The organism is Caballeronia hypogeia, from assembly GCF_001544875.2.
GTDB lineage: Bacteria > Pseudomonadota > Gammaproteobacteria > Burkholderiales > Burkholderiaceae > Caballeronia > Caballeronia hypogeia.
Genome location: NZ_FCOA02000045.1, coordinates 18,618 through 38,276 on the forward strand (window position 1 = coordinate 18,618; position 19,659 = coordinate 38,276).

Here is a 19,659-nt window from a genome sequence, read left to right on the forward strand (position 1 = left end):
AAAAAGCTCAGGCAGCGGCGAAGAGCTGTTGCAGCTCGCCGGACTGGTACATCTCCATCATGATGTCCGAGCCGCCAATGAACTCGCCCTTCACGTAGAGCTGCGGAATGGTCGGCCAGTTGGAGAATTCCTTGATGCCCTGGCGGATTTCGTCGTCTTCGAGGACGTTCACGGTCTTGATCTGATCGACGCCACACGCCTTCAGGACCTGAATGGCGCGGCCGGAAAAGCCGCACATCGGGAATTGCGCGGTGCCCTTCATGAAGAGGACGACCGGGTTCTGATCGACGATTTGCTTGATGCGTTCTTGCGTGTCCATGGCGTTCCTGCGCGTGAGAATTCGTGGAGTTGACGGTTGAAATGATAGCGGATTTCAGTTTCCGAAGCTGACGTGCTCAGGCCGCGAGCATGCCGCCGGAGCAACGTTCGATGCCGGCGAGATCGTGCATCGAACGGACCTCGGCGAAGCCGCGCGCCGTCAGCAACGCGCGTACGGCTTGCGCCTGATCGTAGCCGTGCTCGAGCCACAAGACGCCGTTTGGTGCGAGCAGACGCGGCGCGCGCTCGATGATCGCGCGGATCGCCGACAGGCCATCGGCGTCGTCGGTGAGCGCGCCGCGCGGCTCGAAGCGCAGGTCGCCTTGTTCGAGATGCGGATCGTCGCTGGCGATATACGGCGGATTGCTGACAATTGCCTCGAACGCGAGTGACGCATCGAGCTTCGCGGTCCAGTCGCTTTCGACGAACGTGAGCGCGCCGCCCGCACGGCTCGCCTCGAGAATGTTCGCGGCGTTGCTCCGCGCGACTTCCAGGGCGGCCGATGAACGATCCACGGCCCACACCCGCGCGTCGTCGCGAGCGTGTGCGATCGAAACCGCGATAGCGCCGGTTCCCGTGCCGAGATCGAGCACGCGCGCGCCCGGCGTCCGCGCGATGGCTGCGAGCGCGAGTTCCACGAGCAGTTCGGTTTCGGGGCGCGGAATCAGCACGTCCGGCGTCACTTCGAAATCGAGTCCGAAAAATTCGCGCTTGCCGGTGAGCTGGGCGATCGGTTCGCCCGCAAGCCGTCTTGCCGCAAGCGCTTCAAACGAAGCAATCGCATCGGACGGCAGCGCTTCGTGGTCGCGCGTGATGAGTTCCGTGCGGCGCCAGCCGAGCACATGCATCAGCAGCACGCGCGCTTCGAGTTGCGGCAGCGTGGACGTCCGCAACAACTCGCCGGCGTTGCTCACTCGGATTCTCCGAGCGCGGCCAGTTGCTCCGCCTGATGCTCGGACACGAGCGCGCCGATTAGTTCGTCGAGATCGCCGTCCATGATGTATTCGAGCTTGTAGAGCGTCAGATTGATGCGGTGATCCGTCATGCGCCCTTGCGGGAAGTTGTAGGTGCGAATGCGCTCCGAACGGTCGCCTGAACCGATCAGGCTCTTGCGCGTCGCGGCTTCCTTCGCGTGCTGCTCGTGATACTGCTTGTCCTTGATGCGCGCGGCCAGCACCTTTAGCGCGCGATCCTTGTTCTTGTGCTGCGAGCGGTCGTCCTGACATTCGACGACGATGCCCGTCGGCAAGTGCGTGACACGCACGGCGGAATCCGTCTTGTTGATGTGCTGCCCGCCCGCGCCCGACGCGCGGAATGTATCGATGCGTAAATCGGCCGGATTGATGACGACTTCGCTGATTTCATCGGCTTCCGGCATCACGGCGACGGTGCACGCCGACGTGTGGATGCGCCCCTGCGTTTCCGTGGCCGGCACGCGCTGCACGCGATGTCCGCCCGACTCGAACTTGAGCCGCGAATACGCGCTTTGCCCGGCAATGCGCACGATCACTTCCTTGTAGCCGCCGAGATCCGACACGCTTTCCGACATCGTCTCCGCCGTCCAGCGATTGCGCTCCGCATAACGCAGATACATGCGCAGCAGATCGCCCGCGAACAGCGCGGATTCATCGCCGCCGGTGCCCGCGCGAATTTCGATGAAGATGTTGCGATCGTCGTTGGGATCTTTCGGCAGCAGCATCATCTGCAAGTCGCCTTCGATCTTCGCCATGCGCTCGCGCGCCTCGCCGATTTCCTCTTCGGCGAAATCGCGCATCGACGGATCGGAGAGCAGATCCTGCGCGGTCGCCTCATCGGTCAGCGCCTGGCGCCAGAGCGCGTACTGCTCGACGATCGGGCTGATTTCCGCGTGCTCGCGCGTGAGCTTGCGATACTGGTCCATGTCGGACGTCACGTCCTCGCGGCTCAACAGTTCGTTGAGATCGACCTGCCGTCTTGCAAGCTGGTCGAGCTTGCTTTGCATGCTCGTTTTCATCGGGCGGAGTTGGAGCCAAAAGCTCCGGAGAAACTGCGAATTCGGGGAAGCCGCCGCGTCAGGCGCGCGTGGCCCTGGAGAATAGCAAGAAGGACGTCGCTAACGGTCGGACGAATTGGACGATTTGTCCGCGCCGTGACGGTAGAAGCCGCTCATCAGGTCGATGAGCTGACCGCGCTCCTCGCTGCTCGCGCGGTTGAGCGCGTGCGTCGGGCCGTGGATCAGCTTGTTGGTGAGCGATTGCGACAGCGCCTCGAGCACGGCGGCGGGATCGTCGCCGCGCGCGAGCATCTTGCGCGCGCGATCGAGTTCGGCGCGGCGCAGCGCGTCGGCCTGCGTGTGCATATGGCGGATGACCGGCACGATGCTGCGCGCGTCCAGCCACTGCATGAAATTCGCGACGCGCGTCTCGATGATCGATTCGGCTTCCGCGACGGCCGCCTGGCGCGACGCATTGCCTTCGCGCACGATCGCGCCGAGGTCATCGACGGTGTAGAGGAACACGTCCTGCAGGTTGCCGACTTCCGGCTCGATGTCGCGCGGAACGGCGAGATCCACCATGAAGATCGGCCGATGGCGGCGCGCGCGCACCGCACGTTCGACCGCGCCCAGGCCGATGATCGGCAACGTGGACGCGGTGCACGACACGATGATGTCGAAGTCGGCCATGCGCGCGGGCAACTCGGAGAGCGGAATCGCGCGGCCATTGAAGCGGCCGGCCAGCTTTTCGCCGCGCTCGGCGGTGCGGTTCGCGACCACGAGCTCACGCGGATTCTGCGCGGCGAAGTGCGTGGCGCAGAGTTCGATCATTTCGCCCGCGCCGATGAACAGCACGCGCTGGCTGGAAATGTTTTCGAAGATGCGTTGGGCGAGGCGCACGGCGGCCGCGGCCATCGACACTGACTGAGCGCCGATCTCGGTGGTCGTGCGCACTTCCTTCGCGACGGCGAAGGTGCGCTGGAACAACTGGTTGAGATACGTGCCGAGCGCGCCGGCTTCGGACGCGGTCCGTACCGCGTCCTTCATTTGTCCCACGATTTGTGTTTCGCCGAGCACCATCGAATCAAGTCCCGAGGCCACGCGGAACGCATGGCGCACGGCTTCCGACTGCGGCAGCGCGTAGACGTGCGGCGCCAGCTCGGGAACGGGAATGCTGTGATATTTAGAGAGCCACTGGATCGCGGCTTCGCGAGCGGCGGAGTCGTCAGTGGCGCAATACAGCTCGGTTCGGTTGCAGGTGGAGAGAATCGCCGCTTCGGGCGAAACCTTCGCGAGCGGCCCGAGCCAGATGTCCTTCAGCGCGCCCAGTGCGGGCTTGAGCTGTTCGAGCGGAAACGCCACGCGTTCGCGCAAGGCGACAGGCGCAGTGTGGTGGTTGATTCCGATCGTGAGGAGCTGCATTGTTTTGGGCTGATGCTTTGGGCCTAAGCCGGTGGCCTTTCAGATAGCCCAATATTATAGCCTTTTGCGTATTTCTTCATTTATAGACGTCATTTGGGGTGGGAACAGTCCCCATAGGGCGCCGATGGCTGCCGCCCGATCCGCCGCGTGCGGCTGCGACCGTGCGGCGGAAGGCCGCAGGCGACTTTTAACTGAAGTACCTCGACAATTCGAGCGCGCGGGCCTCGAGTTCTTCCAACGAAATTTCAGCGGTGCGAAACGCCTGCTGCCGGTTCTTCGCGCTATGTTCCTCGGCGCAGATCGCAAGGCGCGAGGCAGAATCATGATTCATATGAAAGAGCGCCGCACGCGGATCGCATAGTGAATGCCAGCGCACGCCGAGGCGCCCGGCGCGGATCAGCAGATCGTCGTCTTCTCCACCCCAGCCCATGAAGCTCGGATCCAGGCCGCCGATCCGGATGAACTCCGCGCGTCTAATGAGATTGATCGCGCCCGAGGTGTTCGCGTAGAGCAGATTGATCTCGTCGGGCAAATCGCCTTCCAGATAGGGCGCCAGCTCATTGAAATCACCCGATTCGATGAACGAACGACGGAGATTTCCCGAAACATTCAGAACGCGTGTGAAAGGGCACAATACATCGCTTTTATTGTCGTCCATGAGCGCGTCGAGGGCGTGTCTCATGAAATGCGGATTGGCGATCATATCGGCGTCGTGAATGCAGATAATCTGGCTCTTCGTCATTAGCGCGCCGAGATTCACGAGTCGGGCCCTTGAAAAAGGCCCGGTGTCATGTACGAAAACGTGCCTGATTTTCGGATCGCTGAGTTCGGACCATTGAAAGGTAGGAGCGGCGTCCGCTTCGATAAGCCAGATCTGATAGTCCGCATATGTGCGGTTCAGGTGGCGTAGCACGCTGCGTAGATTCGCTCGTCTTTCCTCTCCCGAGCCGCGATACGTGATAATCAATTCGAGGCCACGGAGGGAAATGAGATTCGTATCGATCATATTCAAAATCTCGAAGATTCAAAGTCAGCCGTTAATGGCGATTTTCGCGCCATTGAAAAGCGGATGCGTTCTAAAGAAGGGCCGTTATTCAACGATGGGCTAGTTTAGCATTGATTTAGAAGGATAATCTTCCGAAAAAGCGGACAGTTTATTTAAGAAAATGAAATCTCCGAATTATCTTAACGAGTTGGCGGAAACCGAAATAAAGGGCCAAGCCGTTCGCTTGCCATCGCTCATCCGCCCCCCTAAACTCAGGCGCTACGCCGTCCACGCCGTCTTTTGCCGATACTCCCGCCATGAGCACCGACCCTCGTCCGAAACAGTTCGCAGACCAGCTCCCCCGGATGGAGCGCGTTCGCTGATGGGCTGGATCGGACTGATTTTTCTGGGCGCCGTCATCGGCGCGGCGAGCTGGTGGCTGCATCCGCTGCGGCGCGCGGGACGCGTCGGGCGCGGGGCGGCGGGGCGCATCTGGACGGCCATCGCTGCTGGCATACTGGCGACGGTCGTCGCGCGCATGCTTGGCAATATCGTCGATGTTTATCACGACGGCGATACGCTCGAATGGCTGGCGTGTGCCGTGTTCGCGTTGCTCGTCGTGACGACGACGGTCGGGCTCGCGGCGCGCCGCTGACCTCTTTTTCCGGCAGGCAGCGGGCGATCCTCGCTGCCTGTCTTGCTAATTGTGCCTTTCACGGGCCATCAGCCAGGTGACTTCATGAACGATCGCATCGCAGATTCCGCCATTCCCGAGCCCGCCATGTTCGCGAGCCGTATCGAGTCGCTGCGCGGCCAGATGACGCGCGACGGGCTCGCCGCCGTGCTCATTCCATCCGCGGACCCGCATCTTTCCGAATATCTGCCGGAGCGCTGGCAAGGGCGCCAATGGCTGTCGGGTTTCACCGGCTCGGTCGGCACGCTCGTCGTGACGGCGGATTTCGCGGGTGTCTGGGTCGACAGCCGCTATTGGACGCAGGCCGACGCGCAACTCGCGGGCACCGGCGTCGTGCTCATGAAAATGATGGGCGGGCAGCAGACCGCGCCGCACATCGACTGGCTCGCGGAAAACGTGCCGGCGGGCGCGGCCGTCGCGGTAGATGGCACGGTGCTCGGCGTGTCGGCGGCGCGTGCCTTGTCGGATGCGCTCACCGCGCGCGGCATCGTGCTGCGCACGGATATCGACGTGCTCGACGCCATCTGGCCGGCGCGTCCGGGTCTGCCCGACGCGGCCGTCTACGAGCACGCCGCGCCGCACGCGAGCGTCGCGCGCGCGGAGAAGCTCGCCCAGGTGCGCGAGGCGATGCGTGCAAAGGGCGCGCAATGGCACTTCGTCTCGACACTCGACGATCTCGCGTGGATCTTCAATCTGCGCGGCGGCGATGTGAGCTACAACCCGGTTTTCGTCGCGCACGCGCTGATCGGTCTCGATGACGCGACGCTCTTCGTCGCCGATGGCAAGGTGCCGGCCGCGCTCGCCGAATCGCTGGCGCGCGATCGGGTTCGCATCGCGCCGTACGCGAATGCGTCCGCCGCGCTCGCGTCGCTACCAAGCGGATCGACGCTGTTGATCGACCCGCGGCGCCTGACGCACGGCCTGCTCGAAAAGGTGCCATCGACGGTGAAGCTCGTCGAGGCGGTGAATCCGTCGACGTTCGCCAAGTCGCGCAAGACCGCGGCGGAAGCGGAGCATATCCGCGCGACGATGGAGCAGGACGGCGCGGCGCTCGCCGAATTCTTCGCTTGGTTCGAGGGCGCGCTCGGGCGCGAGCGCATCACGGAATTGACCATCGACGAGAAGCTGACCGCGGCGCGCGCGCGCCGGCCGGGCTTCGTCACGCTGAGCTTCGCGACCATCGCCGGTTTCAATGCGAACGGCGCGATGCCGCATTACCGTGCGACCGAGGCGTCGCATTCCGTGATCGAAGGCAATGGCCTGTTGCTGATCGATTCGGGTGGTCAGTATCTGAGCGGCACGACCGACATCACGCGCGTCGTGCCGATCGGTGAGATCACGGCCGAGCACAAGCGCGATTTCACCGTCGTGCTGAAGGGCACGATGGCGCTGTCGCGGGCGCGCTTTCCGCGCGGCATCCGCTCGCCAATGCTCGATTCGATCGCGCGCGCGCCGATCTGGGAAGCGGGCGCGGATTACGGTCATGGCACGGGGCACGGCGTCGGCTACTTCCTGAACGTGCACGAAGGGCCGCAGGTCATCTCGCACTACGCGCCCGCCGAGCAATGGACGGCCATGGAGGAGGGCATGATCACGTCGATCGAGCCGGGTATCTATCGGCCGGGCAAGTGGGGCATCCGCATCGAGAATCTCGTGATGAACCAGGCCGCTGGCAAGACGGAGTTCGGCGATTTCCTCTCGTTCGAAACGCTGACGCTGTGCCCGATCGATACGCGCTGCATCGACCTTGCGTTGCTGCGCGAGGACGAGCGTGCATGGCTCAACGCGTATCACGAGACGGTGCGCGCGCGCGTGTCGCCGCATGTGTCGGGCGCCGCGCTGGCGTGGCTCGAAGAGCGGACGAAGGCAATTTGACGAGGAGCGACGGACAATGACCATCAAGGCGGTCGTATTCGATTTCGGCGGCGTGCTGATCGACTGGAACCGGGAGTATCTCTACAAGCATCTGATTCCGGACGACACCGAGCGCCGCTGGTTTCTCGACAACGTCTGCAAGATGGAGTGGGTCGTGCAGCAGGAAGGCGGGCAGTCCATCAAGGAAGGCACCGCCGAGCTGATCGCGCTGCATCCCGGTCACGAAGCGCTGATCCGCGCGTTCTACGAGCGCTGGCACGAGATGGTCGCGGGCGTGCTGGAAGAGGGCGTGGCGCTGGTCGACCGGCTGGAGGCGGCCGGCGTGCCGCTCTTCGGTCTGACGAACTGGTCGGCGGAGACGTTTCCGTACGCGTGGGACCGTTTCGACGTGTTGCGCAAGTTTCGCGAGATTGTCGTGTCGGGGCGCGTCGGACTGGTCAAGCCCGATCCGCAAATCTTCGCGCTGATGCGCGCGGAAATCGAGAAACAGTTGCCCGGCATCCAGCCGCACGAACTCGTGTTCATCGACGACAACCTGGCGAATGCGCAAGCCGCGACGGCGCTCGGCTGGCACGGCGTTCATCACACCGGCGCGATCGGAACGGAGGCGAAGCTGCGCGCGCTCGATCTGCCGATCTGATCACTGCCCCAGCAGATTCTTGAGCGCGTTGCCGATTCCGCGCACCGTATCTCCCGCGCCGCGCGCGACGCCTTCCGCGCTCACGCCGAGCGCCTTCGCGAATCCCGCCGCGAGCTTCTTCGAGAGCCTTTCGGAGAGTGAAAACTTCGGATCGCGCAGATCGCCGTCGAGCACGAAATCGAGCTTGATCTGCTCCTTGCGGTCCTTCAGCGCGGCGATCGCGGCCTTCGTCGGAATCGACAGGAACGTGTCGAGCGGATTGCCGGAATCGCTGATCTGCAGATGATTCAGCGTGAGCGTGCCCGGCGCGTGGATGCGGTAATCCTTCACGGTGGCATCGACGCTCATGTCGATGGTGCCGCCCGTCACCGCCGCCTTCGCGCCGGCTTTCTTCAGCAGATAAGGATCGAGCGACTGCACATCGACGTTGCGCAAGGTGGCGCGCGTCTGCGAATCTTTCGTCGCGATGACCATCCAGCCGCCAAAGGTCACGCTGCCCGTGTGCGACGGACCTTTGATCGAACCTGTCATTGAGAGATCGGTGCGCTCGGTGAGCGCGGGCAGATGAAGATGATCGACAGTGGCGCGCGCATCGCCGATCATCACTCGATACGGCGGGTTCTGCACTGAACTGTCATAGAACTCCATCGAACCGCGTTCGAACGATACGCGATCGATGAGCTTTTCTTCCTGCGCGTGCTTTTCGCGCTCGCGGCTGTCGGGCCGGGCGTCGGCTTCGCGCGCGGATTCCTTCAGGCCGGGGAGAATGCGCATGCGGCCATCGGCCGAACGGACGAACGACAAGTAGTAGTTGTCGACGCTCACGCTGCGCAGGTGAATCGGCTTCGAGATGAGCGAGTGCATGTCGACGTCGAGCACGATGCGCTCGGCGCGCATCGCGTCGCTCGCGGGCCAGTCCTTCGGGCCGCGTATCCGCACGCGCGAGAGCGTCACATGTCCGAAGCCGACATCGATTTCCTCGACCGAGCCATTCGGCCCGAGCGTCTCGATGATGCGCTCCTTCATTTGATGCACGACGAACAGCCATCCGCCGCCCGCCACGATGATGAGCGCCACAACGATTCCGATTGCCCATAGCGCTCCCCGCCGCCCGCCCGATCCCGCCATCTGCGTGTCTCTCCCGTGTGGGCGCTTTGCGTGTTGAAAGCTGGAAATGCCGCCCAAAAAACGAAGTGGCGACTGCGTCGTACACAGTCGCCACTTTCGTGCCTGATGTCGGTGCGCGCGCCCGCATAAGAGCGCGCGCGGCGGCCGTCTGGTCTGACGTTTAGCGCGTGATCGGCTTGTAGCGCAGACGCTTGGGCTTCGCGGCTTCTTCGCCGAGGCGCTTGCGCTTGTCGGCCTCGTATTCCTGATAGTTGCCATCGAAGAATTCGACGTGCGAATCGCCTTCGAACGCGAGAATGTGCGTGGCGATGCGGTCGAGGAACCAGCGATCGTGCGAAATCACCATGACCGAGCCGGCGAATTCGAGCAGCGCGTCTTCGAGCGCGCGCAGCGTTTCGACGTCGAGATCGTTCGACGGTTCGTCGAGCAGCAGCATGTTGCCGCCCGCGATCAGCGTCTTCGCCAGATGCAGACGTCCGCGCTCGCCGCCCGACAGATTGCCGACGAGCTTTTGCTGATCGCTGCCCTTGAAGTTGAAGCGGCCGATATACGCGCGCGACGGCGTTTCGTACTTGCCGACGGTGAGCACATCGGCGCCGCCGGAGATTTCCTCGAAGACGGTTTTGTCGGCGGCGAGCGCGTCGCGGCTTTGATCGACGTAGGCGAGCTTGACGGTCGGTCCCTTGACGATTTCGCCCGAATCCGGCTGTTCCTTGCCCGTGAGCATGCGGAACAGCGTCGATTTACCCGCGCCGTTCGGCCCGATGATGCCGACGATCGCGCCCGCCGGAATCTTCATGCTCAGGTCGTCAATGAGCAGACGATCGCCATACGACTTGCTGACGTTCTTGAATTCGATGACTTCATTGCCGAGACGATCGCCGACCGGAATGAAGATTTCCTGCGTTTCGTTGCGCTTCTGGTATTCCTGGCTGTTGAGTTCCTCGAAACGCGCGATACGCGCCTTGGATTTCGCCTGACGTCCCTTCGGGTTCTGGCGGACCCATTCGAGTTCTTTCTTGATCGCCTTCTGACGCGCGGATTCACTCGATTCTTCCTGCTTCAGGCGGTCTTCCTTCTGGTCGAGCCAGCTCGAATAGTTGCCCTTCCACGGAATGCCGTGGCCGCGGTCGAGTTCGAGAATCCATTCGGCGGCGTTGTCGAGGAAGTAGCGATCGTGCGTCACCGCGACGACGGTGCCCGGATAGCGCGTCAGGAACTGTTCGAGCCATTCGACGGATTCGGCGTCGAGGTGGTTGGTCGGTTCGTCGAGCAGCAGCATGTCGGGCTTTTGCAGCAGAAGCTTGCACAGCGCGACGCGGCGTTTTTCGCCGCCCGACAAGTGTTCGATTTTTGCGTCCCATGCGGGCAGGCGCAGCGCGTCGGCGGCGACTTCGAGTTGCTGCTCGGGGCTGCCGCCGTCACTCGTCGCGAGGATGGCTTCGTACTTCGCCTGTTCGGCGGCGAGGGCGTCGAAGTCGGCGTCGGGTTCCGCGTAGGCGGCGTAGATTTCGTCGAGCTTTTTCTGCGCCTGGAAGACATCGCCGAGACCTTCCTCGACGGCCTGGCGCACGGTCTGTTGCGGATCGAGCTGCGGTTCCTGCGGCAAGTAGCCGATGTTCAGGTTGGGCATCGGCTGCGCTTCGCCTTCGATGTCCTTATCGACGCCGGCCATGATGCGGATGAGCGTCGACTTGCCGGAGCCATTCAGACCGAGCAGGCCGATCTTCGCGCCGGGGAAGAACGAGAGGGAAATGTCTTTCAGGATCTGACGCTTCGGCGGAACGATCTTGCCGACGCGGTTCATGGTGAAGACGTATTGGGCCATGTTGTCCGTGATTGATTGGATGTTTGAACGCGATGCGCCTGATTCGGCGCGCGAGGATGTTCGGTGGCGCGGTTTCGCGCGCTTTCCCGCGACGGCGCTGAGCACGCGTGGGGATCAACCGGCATTGTACTGCGACGCGCGATTCGTTCTGTCAGAGCCCGCTGGCGACGCCGCCGTGCCGCGAGCACGTGCCGCTGCGGTGCTGACTGAAGCTGTAGGAGCCATCGCTGCGGCGGGCTGTCGCGCCTTGAGGGACCGCGCCGGAGCGGGAGTGCGCGGGGGAGTGGATGGAGTTGCCGTCTCGGTTGGTGTAGTGGCCGTGAGAATCGAGGTCGGATTCGTCGGGTCGGGGTTGATAGGAATAGTTTTGATAGGCATGTGCGCCCGGAGTCAAAAGCGGGCTCGCCGCGAAGAATGAAGCGACGGCGAATGTGCGCATCGGAAGATGTCTTCTCATTTTCTTGGTCGCTCGTTTTTGTTTTGCGCGTCGCCGCGCGGCCTCGGTCCGCGCATGAAAAAAGCGGAGTGCCTATGAAAGGTCACTCCGCTTCTTCAGACAACTGCTTTGACAGTTCTTGACGCTTATACGTTGAACAAGAAGTTCATCACATCCCCGTCATGCACCACATATTCCTTCCCTTCCGCTCGCATCTTCCCGGCTTCCTTCGCGCCTTGCTCGCCCTTATAAGCGATGTAGTCATCGAACGAAATGGTCTGCGCACGGATGAACCCGCGCTCGAAATCCGTATGAATCGCGCCGGCCGCCTGAGGCGCCGTATCGCCGATATGAATGGTCCACGCGCGCACTTCCTTCACGCCCGCCGTGAAATACGTCTGCAATCCGAGCAGCTTGAATCCCGCGCGAATCACGCGGTTCAGGCCCGGTTCGTCCATTCCCATATCGGCGAGGAATTCGATCTTGTCGGCATCGTCCAGATCGGCGATTTCCGCTTCGATCGCCGCGCACACCGCGACCACCGGCGCGTTCTCCGCTTCCGCATGCTTGCGCACCGCGTCCAGGTACGGATTGTTCTCGAAGCCGTCGTCCTTCACGTTTGCGACGTACATCGTCGGCTTCGACGTGATCAGGCACAACGGCTTGATGGTGAGCTGCTCTTCGTCGGTCAGCGTCAGACCGCGTACCGGTTTCGCCTGATCCAGCTGCGCGCGCACCTTCTCCAGCACTGCGACGAGCTTCGCCGCTTCCTTGTCGTTGCCCGACTTTGCCGCCTTCGAATAGCGCGTGTACGCCTTTTCCACCGTCGCCAGATCGGCGAGCGCGAGTTCGGTGTTGATGACTTCGATATCCGCGATCGGGTCGATCTTGCCCGCGACGTGGATCACGTTCTCGTCCTCGAAACAGCGCACGACATGCGTGATCGCGTCCGTCTCGCGGATGTTCGCGAGGAACTGGTTGCCAAGGCCCTCACCCTTCGACGCACCCGCGACCAGACCCGCGATATCCACGAATTCGACGACCGCCGGCAGGATCCGCTCCGGCTTCACGATTTCGGCGAGCGCGGTGAGGCGCGCGTCCGGCACTTCGACCACGCCGACGTTCGGCTCGATCGTGCAGAACGGATAGTTCTCGGCGGCGATGCCCGCCTTGGTCAGTGCATTGAAAAGAGTGGACTTGCCGACATTAGGCAAGCCGACGATGCCGCATTGGAGGCTCATGGGATCCTTCGAACTGGTGAGACGGCGCGGGCCGCGCAGGTTTCGTCAAAAATGGTGCGCAATGGGCCGGCAAAAACGTGGCGCCATGCGGCGGCCGCGTCCGGCGGCCAGGCAAACCGCTATTGTACCGCCGCGCCGACGCCCACAAGCGCCGCCCGCCGCCGCCAAACCCGTTGGAACCCCGCGGCTATAATGCCCGCATGACTTCGCAACCCCTCAAATTTCACGCTGTCGTCGTCGGCGGCGGGCTCGTCGGCAAGACGGCGGCGCTCGCGCTCGCGCAATCCGGGCTGCGCACGGCGCTGATCGCGTCGCGTGCCGCCGCGCTGCCGCCGGGCGCCGCGTTCGATTCGCGCATCTACGCGCTGTCGTCGAGTCCGCAGACCCTGCTCGAACGCCTGCGCGTCTGGCAGGCGCTCGATCGCGCGCGTCTCGGACCGGTGTTCGACATGCGCGTGTTCGGCGACGCCCACGCGGAGCTGCACTTTTCGGCGTTCCAGGCATCGGTGTCGCAACTCGCGTGGATCGTGGAATCGTCGCTGATCGAGCAATCACTCGATGCCGCGCTGCGCTTTCAGCCGAGTCTTTCGTGGTTCGAATCGCGCGCGCAGGGCATGACCGTCGAAACCGATGCCGCGCACGTCGCGCTCGAAAGCGGCGAAATGCTGGAAACCGATCTCATCGTCGGCGCGGACGGCGCGCATTCGTGGGTGCGCGCGCAAATGGGCGCGAAGATGAACCGGCGCGATTACCGGCAAACGGGCGTCGTCGCCAATTTCAAGGCCGAGCGGCCGCACGGCGAAACCGCGTATCAGTGGTTCCGCGATACCGAAATCATCGCGCTTCTGCCGCTGCCGGGCGATCACGTGTCGCTCGTCTGGTCGGCGCGCACCGAACACGCCGACGAACTGCTCGCGCTCGATCCGGCTCAGCTCGCAGCGCAAGTCGAGCAAGCGACGCAAAACCAGCTCGGCGCGCTCGATTGCGTGACGCCCGCGCAAGGCTTTCCGCTAGGCCTGCAAACGGTCGACCGGCTGATCGCGCCGCGCGTGGCGCTCGTCGGCGATGCCGCGCATCTGATTCACCCGCTCGCGGGCCAGGGCATGAACCTCGGCCTGCGCGACGTGGCCGCGCTCGCGGATGTCATCGCGAACAAGGAGTCGTTCCGCGATCTGGGCGATCCGATCCTTCTGCGCCGTTACGAACGCGCGCGCCGCGAAGACATCCACAAGCTCATGCTCGCGACCGACGGCCTGCAGCGGCTTTTCGCGGTGCCGGGCACGCTCGCGCGCGCGGTTCGCAACACCGGCATGGCGTTCGTTGGAGCGCAGCCGCTGATCAAGCGCTGGCTGGTGTCCGCCGCGCTTGGCTGAAACAGTCTATTGATATTCCATCGGCGCGACGCTCGCGCTACGCTCACGCGACTCACAGGAAACCGCATGAAAACCACTCTTCGCATCGCCCTCGCGACGGCCGCGGCGCTCGCCGTGACGCTCGGCATCGGCTGTTCGGCACAGGCCGACCAGGCCACCGACAAGATCAAATCGACGCTCGAATCGCGCATGGGCGACGCGAGCATCAAGAGCATCGAAAAGACGCCGATTCCCGGCCTCTACGAGGTGAATCTCGGCTCGCAGATCATCTATAGCGACGCGACCGGCAATTACGTGCTGCTCGGCGATCTCGTCGATACGCGCAGCAGCAAGAACCTCACCGAAGCGCGGCTTTCCGAAACCAACAAGATCGACTTCGCGAAGCTGCCGTTCGAGAACGCGGTGAAGGTCGTGAAGGGCAACGGCAGCCGCAAGATCGCCGTGTTCTCCGATCCGAACTGCCCGTACTGCAAGCAGCTCGAATCGACGCTCAAGTCCATCGACAACGTGACGGTCTACACCTTCCTGTATCCGGTGCTCTCGCCGGATTCGACGGCCAAGTCGAAGTCGATCTGGTGCTCGAAGGACCGCGCGATGTCGTGGGAAGGCTGGATGCTCGACCGCAAGGTGCCGATGACGGCCGCCAATTGCGACACGACCGCCATCGACAAGAATCTGAAACTCGGCCGCACGATGAACGTCACCGGCACGCCGACCGTGTTCCTGGCAGACGGCCGCCGTCTGCCGGGCGCCGTGCCCGCCGATCGTCTGGAAAAAGAGCTGTCCGCCGCGCACTGAGCGCGAATCGACTGAGGAAAGGAGGCGCGTCATGCGCCTCCTCTGTTTTTGGGCTTCGTTTTGGGCTTCATGGCCAGCGAAGTCAGAACAAGAAAAAGGGACAACGCGATGACTCCATCCACGCAACCGGTGCGTTACAGCATCGTTCCGAAGAACCCCGCCGCGCATCTCTTCGAAGTGACGCTGACCGTGGCCGAGCCCGATCCCGCCGGCCAGCGTTTCATGCTGCCGGTCTGGATTCCGGGCAGCTACATGATCCGTGAGTTCGCGCGCAACATCGTCACGTTGCAGGCGTTCAATGCGGCGGGGCGCAAGGTCGGCATCGAGAAGATCGACAAGCACGCGTGGCAGGCCGCGCCCGTCGACGGCCCGATCACGCTGCGCTACGAGGTCTACGCCTGGGACATGTCGGTGCGCGCCGCGCATCTGGACGACACGGTCGGCTTCTTCAACGCGACGAGCACGTTCCTCGCGGTGGAAGGGCAGTCGGGTGCGCCGTGCATCGTCGACATCCAGCCGCCGCAGGGCGGCGCGTATCGTAACTGGCGCGTGGCCACGGCGCTCTCCGAAGCGCGCGGCACCAAGCGCTTCGGCTTCGGCGCATATGAAGCGGCGAACTACGACGAACTGGCCGATCATCCCGTCACGCTCGGCGAGTTCGCGCTCGGTTCCTTCACGGCGCACGGCGTGAAGCACGACATCGTGATTTCGGGGCGCGTCGTCAATCTGGACATGAACCGGCTCGCGGCGGATCTGAAGCGCGTCTGCGAAGCGCAGATCGCGCTGTTCGAGCCGCGCACGAAGAAGGCGCCGGTGGATCGGTATGTGTTCATGACCGTCGCCGTCAGCGATGGCTACGGCGGTCTCGAGCATCGCGCATCGACGGCGCTGATCTGCAATCGCACCGATCTTCCGGTGCAGGGCCGTCCGGAAATGACCGACGGCTATCGCACGTATCTCGGCCTGTGCAGCCACGAATACTTCCATACGTGGAACGTGAAGCGCATCAAGCCGGCCGCGTTCGCGCCGTACGATCTGTCGCAGGAGAATTACACGACGCTCCTGTGGCTCTTCGAGGGCTTCACGTCGTATTACGACGACCTGATGCTGCTGCGCTCCGGCCTCATCGGCGCGGGCGATTACTTCAGCCTGCTCGGCAAGACCATCGGCGGCGTGTTGCGTGGTGCGGGGCGTCTCAAGCAATCCGTCGCGCAAAGTTCGTTCGACGCCTGGGTGAAGTACTACCGCGCCGACGAAAACGCGCCGAACGCAATCGTCAGCTACTACCAGAAGGGTTCGCTCGTCGCGCTGGCGTTCGATCTGTCGATCCGCGCGCAATCCGCCAACCGCAAGTCGCTCGACGACGTGATGCGCCTTCTGTGGCAGCGCTACGGCCGCGACTTCTACAACGGCAAGCCGCGCGGCCTGCTGGAAGAGGACGTCGAGGCGCTGTTCGCCGAAGCGACCGGCGCGGACCTGCGAGCATTGTTCCGCGATGGCGTGCGCGGCACGCGCGATCTGCCGCTCGACGCGCTGTTCGAACCATTCGGCATCGCGCTCGCGCCGGATCTGCCGGGCAACGGCGGCGCGGTCAAACCGTCGCTCGGCGCGCGCGCGCGCGGCGGCGCGGATTGCACGCTCGCGGTCGTCCACGAGGGCAGCGCGGCGCAAAAGGCGGGTTTGTCGGCGGGCGACGTGCTCGTCGCGATCGACGGCCTGCGCGTCACGGGATCGAATCTCGATGCGCTGCTGTCGCGTTATCTGCCGGGCGCGAAGATCGAAGTGCACGCGTTTCGCCGGGACGAACTGCGGCGCGCGGAAGTGAAGCTCGATGGCCCGGAAGTGTCGCGCTATCTGCTGACGGCCATCGACGGACGCGGCCCGTCGAAACAATGGCGTGAGCGCTGGCTGAAAGGCTGATGCGGGCGGTCGCGGCGGATTGTTCCACCCATGCAACGATCCGTCACGACCAACCGGCTTTTTCTCGTCGGCGGAAAAACGAACAATGCTTCCTAAGCCGGACGCCTGGGGCGCCCGAAACCTCATAGAGACAGGAAGCCATCATGACGACGATTCTTCAAATCAACTCCGCAGCCCGTTCGCAAGGCGCTCAATCGACGCTGCTCGCCGACGAACTGACCGCGAAACTGCAACAAAGCAACCCGGGCGCGAACGTAGTCGTGCGCAATCTGCTGGGCGACGCGCTGCCGCACCTCGACGACGCCACGCTCGGCGCGTTCTTCACGCCCGCCGACCAGCGCAGCGCGGAACAAGCTGCCATCAACGCGAAGAGCGAAGCGCTGATCGCCGAACTGCAAGCAGCCGATATCGTCGTGATCGCGGCGCCGTTGTACAACTTCGGCATCTCGTCGCAACTGAAGACGTATTTCGACTGGATCGCGCGTGCCGGCATCACGTTCAAGTACACGGCGACGGGTCCGGAAGGTCTCGTGAAGGGCAAGAAGGTGTTCGTGGTTTCGGCGCGTGGCGGCAAGTACGCAGGCACGCCGAACGATTCGCAGACGCCGTACCTCAAGACGTTCCTCGCCTTCCTCGGCATGACCGACGTGAACTTCATCTACGCCGAAGGCCTGAACATGGGCCCGGATGCGGCCGGCGCAGCGCTGGCATCGGCACGCGAGGCGATTGCAGCGGTGTAAGTTTTCTTCCGCTGTAAAAGAAAAACCCGCCGGGTCTCGGACCGCGGCGGGTTTTTTTATGCAAGCAGTTCCGGCTCGGCGGGCAAGCGCCAGTCGATCGGCTCGCGTCCGTGCTTCGTCAGATAGTCGTTGGCGAGCACGAAATGCCCGCAGCCGAAGAATCCGCGATACGCCGACAACGGCGAAGGATGTGCCGACTCCAGCACGCAATGCGCCTTGGCCGTGCCTTCGATCAGCCCGCGCTTCGCCTGAGCGTGTGCGCCCCACAGTATGAACACCAGTCCGTCGTGACGCTGCGCCATCTCGTGAATCAGCGTGTCGGTGCATTGCTCCCAGCCACGTTTGGCGTGGCTGCCGGCTTTGTCGCGCTCGACCGTCAGCGACGTGTTGAGCAGCAAAACGCCTTGCTTCGCCCAGGAATCGAGACAGCCGTGCGCGGGCGCGGGAAAGCCGAGGCTCGCGTGGATTTCCTTGAAGATATTGCGCAGCGACGGCGGCGGACGCACCGGCGCCGGCACCGAGAACGCGAGACCGTGCGCCTGCGGCGCGCCCTTGTCCTCACCGTGATAGGGGTCCTGGCCGAGAATCACCACTTTCACGTCGCCCGGGCTCGTGAGTCGAAGCGCGCGGAAAACATCGGCGGGATAGACGGTTTTGCCGGCGGCGCGCTCGGCATCGACGAATTCGCACAGCGCCGCGTAGTGCTTGCTGTCGATGAACTGCTTCAGATGATGGCGCCAGTCAGCGGGCAACGCCTCGAACTGGCTTTCGAGCGTCGTGAACGCCGTTGCGGGCGCGCTTTCCGGCTCGGTGAAAAGAGACGATTGGCGCGTCATCTTTCGTTGCCGCCGCACTGGTCGCGCAGACGATAGCCGCGCTCCGCCTTGCTCAGGTCTTCGGGATCGAGTTCGGGAAACGCGCCGCGCAGTTCGGCGGCGAGCATCGACAGCGCGCTTGCTTCACCCGACTTCAACTCCAGTTCGAGTTCGCTGATGTCGGCGCGATGCGTCTTGCCATCGACTTCGGCCGTGATTTCGCCGAGATCCAGCGCGACTTCGATCTGCGAGCCTTCGCGCTCGATGTCCCACGTGATACGTCGGAAATCGGTCTTGAATAGCGCGACGAGTTGCGGCGCGGCGCGTTCCAGCGCGCTGCGCGCTTTCGAGTCGTCGCAGGTGTCGAGCAGGGCATCGATTTCGAGCGCTTCGCCCGCGACCGGCAATTCCCATTCGTGCCGTTCGCTCAATCCCGCGACCGTCTTGCCTAGCGTCTTGTACGTCTGCAGCCATTGCTCCGGCGTGCGGCGCAGGCGCAGCGCCGATTTCGCTTTGGCGAGCGCATTGTCGGACGTGTCGAAATAGACGTTGGTGAGCGTGATCGGCTTGCCCGGTCCCGTGCGTTGGTCGAAGAAGCGCGCGACGTCGTCGTGTTGCGACGGCGCGAGCGCGAGCTTCAGTTCTCGTTCGATTCCCATGCGAGTCCTGTGGGTGCAATCAGAAGAACATCCGCGCGAGCTCTGCGCCGGGATCGTCGGCGCGCATGAACGCTTCGCCGACGAGGAAGGTATGCACGCGCATCGCGCGCAGCCGGTCGACATCGACGCGCGACAGGATGCCCGATTCCGTCACCACGATGCGATCGTCCGGCACCTGTTCCAGCATGCCGATGGTCGTGTCGATGGTCGTTTCGAACGTGCGCAGATTGCGATTGTTGATGCCGATGAGCGGCGTCTTCAGCGTGAGCGAATCGCGCAGTTCGTCGGCGTCGTGCACTTCGACCAGCACCGCGAGCCCGAGCGAATGCGCGTACGCTTCGAGATCCTGCATCTGCGAGAGCTCGAGCGCGGCGGCGATCAGCAGGATGCAGTCGGCGCCCATCGCGCGCGCTTCCATGATCTGATACGGATCGACGATGAAGTCCTTGCGCAGCACCGGCAGGCTGCACGCGCCGCGCGCTTCCTGAAGATACGCGACGCTGCCCTTGAAGAACTGCACGTCGGTGAGCACGGAGAGGCAGGCCGCGCCGCCTTTTTCGTACGAACGCGCGATCTCGGCGGGCACGAAGTTCTCGCGCAGCACGCCTTTCGACGGACTCGCCTTCTTCACTTCGGCGATCACGGCGGCCTGATTCGCCGCATGCTTCGCGCGCAACGCTCCGACGAAATCGCGCAAATCGCGCGTGCTCGCTTCGAGCTTCAGCTCTTCGAGCGGCGCGCTCTGTTCGGCCGCGCGGACTTCCTCGCGCTTGACCGCGATGATGCGATCCAGAATGTCACTCATGTTGGGCTTC

General features: G+C 63.5%; 19 protein-coding genes. 7 read left to right on the forward strand and 12 right to left on the reverse strand.

The genetic code is table 11. The annotated features are described in order from the left end of the window. Positions 1-7: 7 nt before the first annotated feature. From grxD to AWB79_RS35175, 5 genes are all read right to left on the reverse strand, one after another. A complete protein-coding gene (grxD, locus tag AWB79_RS35155) occupies positions 8-319 on the reverse strand; it encodes a Grx4 family monothiol glutaredoxin (protein WP_061121677.1) in 312 nt (103 codons plus the stop codon). A 76-nt stretch (positions 320-395) separates the two neighbouring features. Further along, on the reverse strand, positions 396-1,232 hold the full coding sequence (gene prmC, locus AWB79_RS35160; protein ID WP_061172072.1) for a peptide chain release factor N(5)-glutamine methyltransferase: 837 nt from the start codon (positions 1,230-1,232) through the stop codon (positions 396-398). Further along, on the reverse strand, positions 1,229-2,311 hold the full coding sequence (gene prfA, locus AWB79_RS35165; RefSeq protein WP_061172073.1) for a peptide chain release factor 1: 1,083 nt from the start codon (positions 2,309-2,311) through the stop codon (positions 1,229-1,231). The genes prmC and prfA overlap by 4 nt, the downstream gene beginning before the upstream one ends. A gap of 99 nt (positions 2,312-2,410) precedes the next feature. Continuing rightward, the gene (gene hemA, locus AWB79_RS35170) at positions 2,411-3,712 is read right to left on the reverse strand and encodes a glutamyl-tRNA reductase (protein WP_061172074.1); all 1,302 of its coding nucleotides are present in this window, start codon (positions 3,710-3,712) and stop codon (positions 2,411-2,413) included. Positions 3,713-3,899: 187 nt separating this feature from the next. Then, the gene (locus tag AWB79_RS35175; RefSeq protein WP_061172075.1) at positions 3,900-4,718 is read right to left on the reverse strand and encodes a glycosyltransferase family 2 protein; all 819 of its coding nucleotides are present in this window, start codon (positions 4,716-4,718) and stop codon (positions 3,900-3,902) included. A gap of 361 nt (positions 4,719-5,079) precedes the next feature. On the opposite strand from AWB79_RS35175, the gene AWB79_RS35180 reads away from it, so the two are divergent. The 3 genes from AWB79_RS35180 (at position 5,080) to AWB79_RS35190 (ending at position 7,906) form a co-directional block, all read left to right on the forward strand. Continuing rightward, positions 5,080-5,352, forward strand: a complete 273-nt coding sequence (locus AWB79_RS35180; protein ID WP_061172076.1) for a hypothetical protein — start codon at positions 5,080-5,082, stop codon at positions 5,350-5,352. 126 nt (positions 5,353-5,478) lie between these two features. After that, entirely contained in the window at positions 5,479-7,266 is a 1,788-nt protein-coding gene (locus AWB79_RS35185) for an aminopeptidase P family protein (RefSeq protein ID WP_374728589.1), read from the forward strand. Between the two features lie 16 nt (positions 7,267-7,282). After that, positions 7,283-7,906: an HAD family hydrolase gene (locus AWB79_RS35190; RefSeq protein ID WP_061172078.1), complete on the forward strand. Its 624-nt coding sequence runs from the start codon at positions 7,283-7,285 to the stop codon at positions 7,904-7,906. Here AWB79_RS35190 and AWB79_RS35195 read toward each other — a convergent pair whose 3' ends face one another. From AWB79_RS35195 to ychF, 4 genes are all read right to left on the reverse strand, one after another. Further along, a complete protein-coding gene (locus AWB79_RS35195; protein WP_061172079.1) occupies positions 7,907-9,034 on the reverse strand; it encodes a DUF748 domain-containing protein in 1,128 nt (375 codons plus the stop codon). Between the two features lie 160 nt (positions 9,035-9,194). After that, entirely contained in the window at positions 9,195-10,862 is a 1,668-nt protein-coding gene (gene ettA / locus AWB79_RS35200; RefSeq protein ID WP_061172080.1) for an energy-dependent translational throttle protein EttA, read from the reverse strand. Between the two features lie 151 nt (positions 10,863-11,013). Continuing rightward, on the reverse strand, positions 11,014-11,301 hold the full coding sequence (locus AWB79_RS38660) for a DUF3761 domain-containing protein (RefSeq protein WP_232471119.1): 288 nt from the start codon (positions 11,299-11,301) through the stop codon (positions 11,014-11,016). Positions 11,302-11,444: 143 nt separating this feature from the next. Then, positions 11,445-12,539, reverse strand: a complete 1,095-nt coding sequence (gene ychF / locus AWB79_RS35210) for a redox-regulated ATPase YchF (RefSeq protein WP_061172082.1) — start codon at positions 12,537-12,539, stop codon at positions 11,445-11,447. 200 nt (positions 12,540-12,739) lie between these two features. On the opposite strand from ychF, the gene AWB79_RS35215 reads away from it, so the two are divergent. From AWB79_RS35215 to AWB79_RS35230, 4 genes are all read left to right on the forward strand, one after another. Beyond that, positions 12,740-13,912 (forward strand): UbiH/UbiF family hydroxylase, encoded by a 1,173-nt coding sequence (locus tag AWB79_RS35215; protein ID WP_061172083.1) that lies wholly within the window; start codon positions 12,740-12,742, stop codon positions 13,910-13,912. 66 nt (positions 13,913-13,978) lie between these two features. Beyond that, entirely contained in the window at positions 13,979-14,710 is a 732-nt protein-coding gene (locus AWB79_RS35220) for a DsbC family protein (RefSeq protein WP_061172084.1), read from the forward strand. A gap of 108 nt (positions 14,711-14,818) precedes the next feature. Next, positions 14,819-16,630, forward strand: coding sequence for a M61 family metallopeptidase (locus AWB79_RS35225; protein WP_061172085.1), 1,812 nt, complete (start codon positions 14,819-14,821; stop codon positions 16,628-16,630). A 143-nt stretch (positions 16,631-16,773) separates the two neighbouring features. Next, positions 16,774-17,370: an FMN-dependent NADH-azoreductase gene (locus AWB79_RS35230; RefSeq protein ID WP_061172086.1), complete on the forward strand. Its 597-nt coding sequence runs from the start codon at positions 16,774-16,776 to the stop codon at positions 17,368-17,370. Positions 17,371-17,426: 56 nt separating this feature from the next. Here AWB79_RS35230 and AWB79_RS35235 read toward each other — a convergent pair whose 3' ends face one another. The 3 genes from AWB79_RS35235 to trpC are packed head-to-tail and all read right to left on the reverse strand — an operon-like array spanning position 17,427 to position 19,649. Next, the gene (locus tag AWB79_RS35235) at positions 17,427-18,206 is read right to left on the reverse strand and encodes a uracil-DNA glycosylase (RefSeq protein WP_061172087.1); all 780 of its coding nucleotides are present in this window, start codon (positions 18,204-18,206) and stop codon (positions 17,427-17,429) included. Further along, positions 18,203-18,844 (reverse strand): CYTH domain-containing protein, encoded by a 642-nt coding sequence (locus tag AWB79_RS35240; RefSeq protein WP_061172088.1) that lies wholly within the window; start codon positions 18,842-18,844, stop codon positions 18,203-18,205. The genes AWB79_RS35235 and AWB79_RS35240 overlap by 4 nt, the downstream gene beginning before the upstream one ends. Before the next feature lie 19 nt (positions 18,845-18,863). Further along, positions 18,864-19,649, reverse strand: a complete 786-nt coding sequence (trpC, locus tag AWB79_RS35245) for an indole-3-glycerol phosphate synthase TrpC (protein ID WP_061172089.1) — start codon at positions 19,647-19,649, stop codon at positions 18,864-18,866. Positions 19,650-19,659 lie beyond the last annotated feature (10 nt).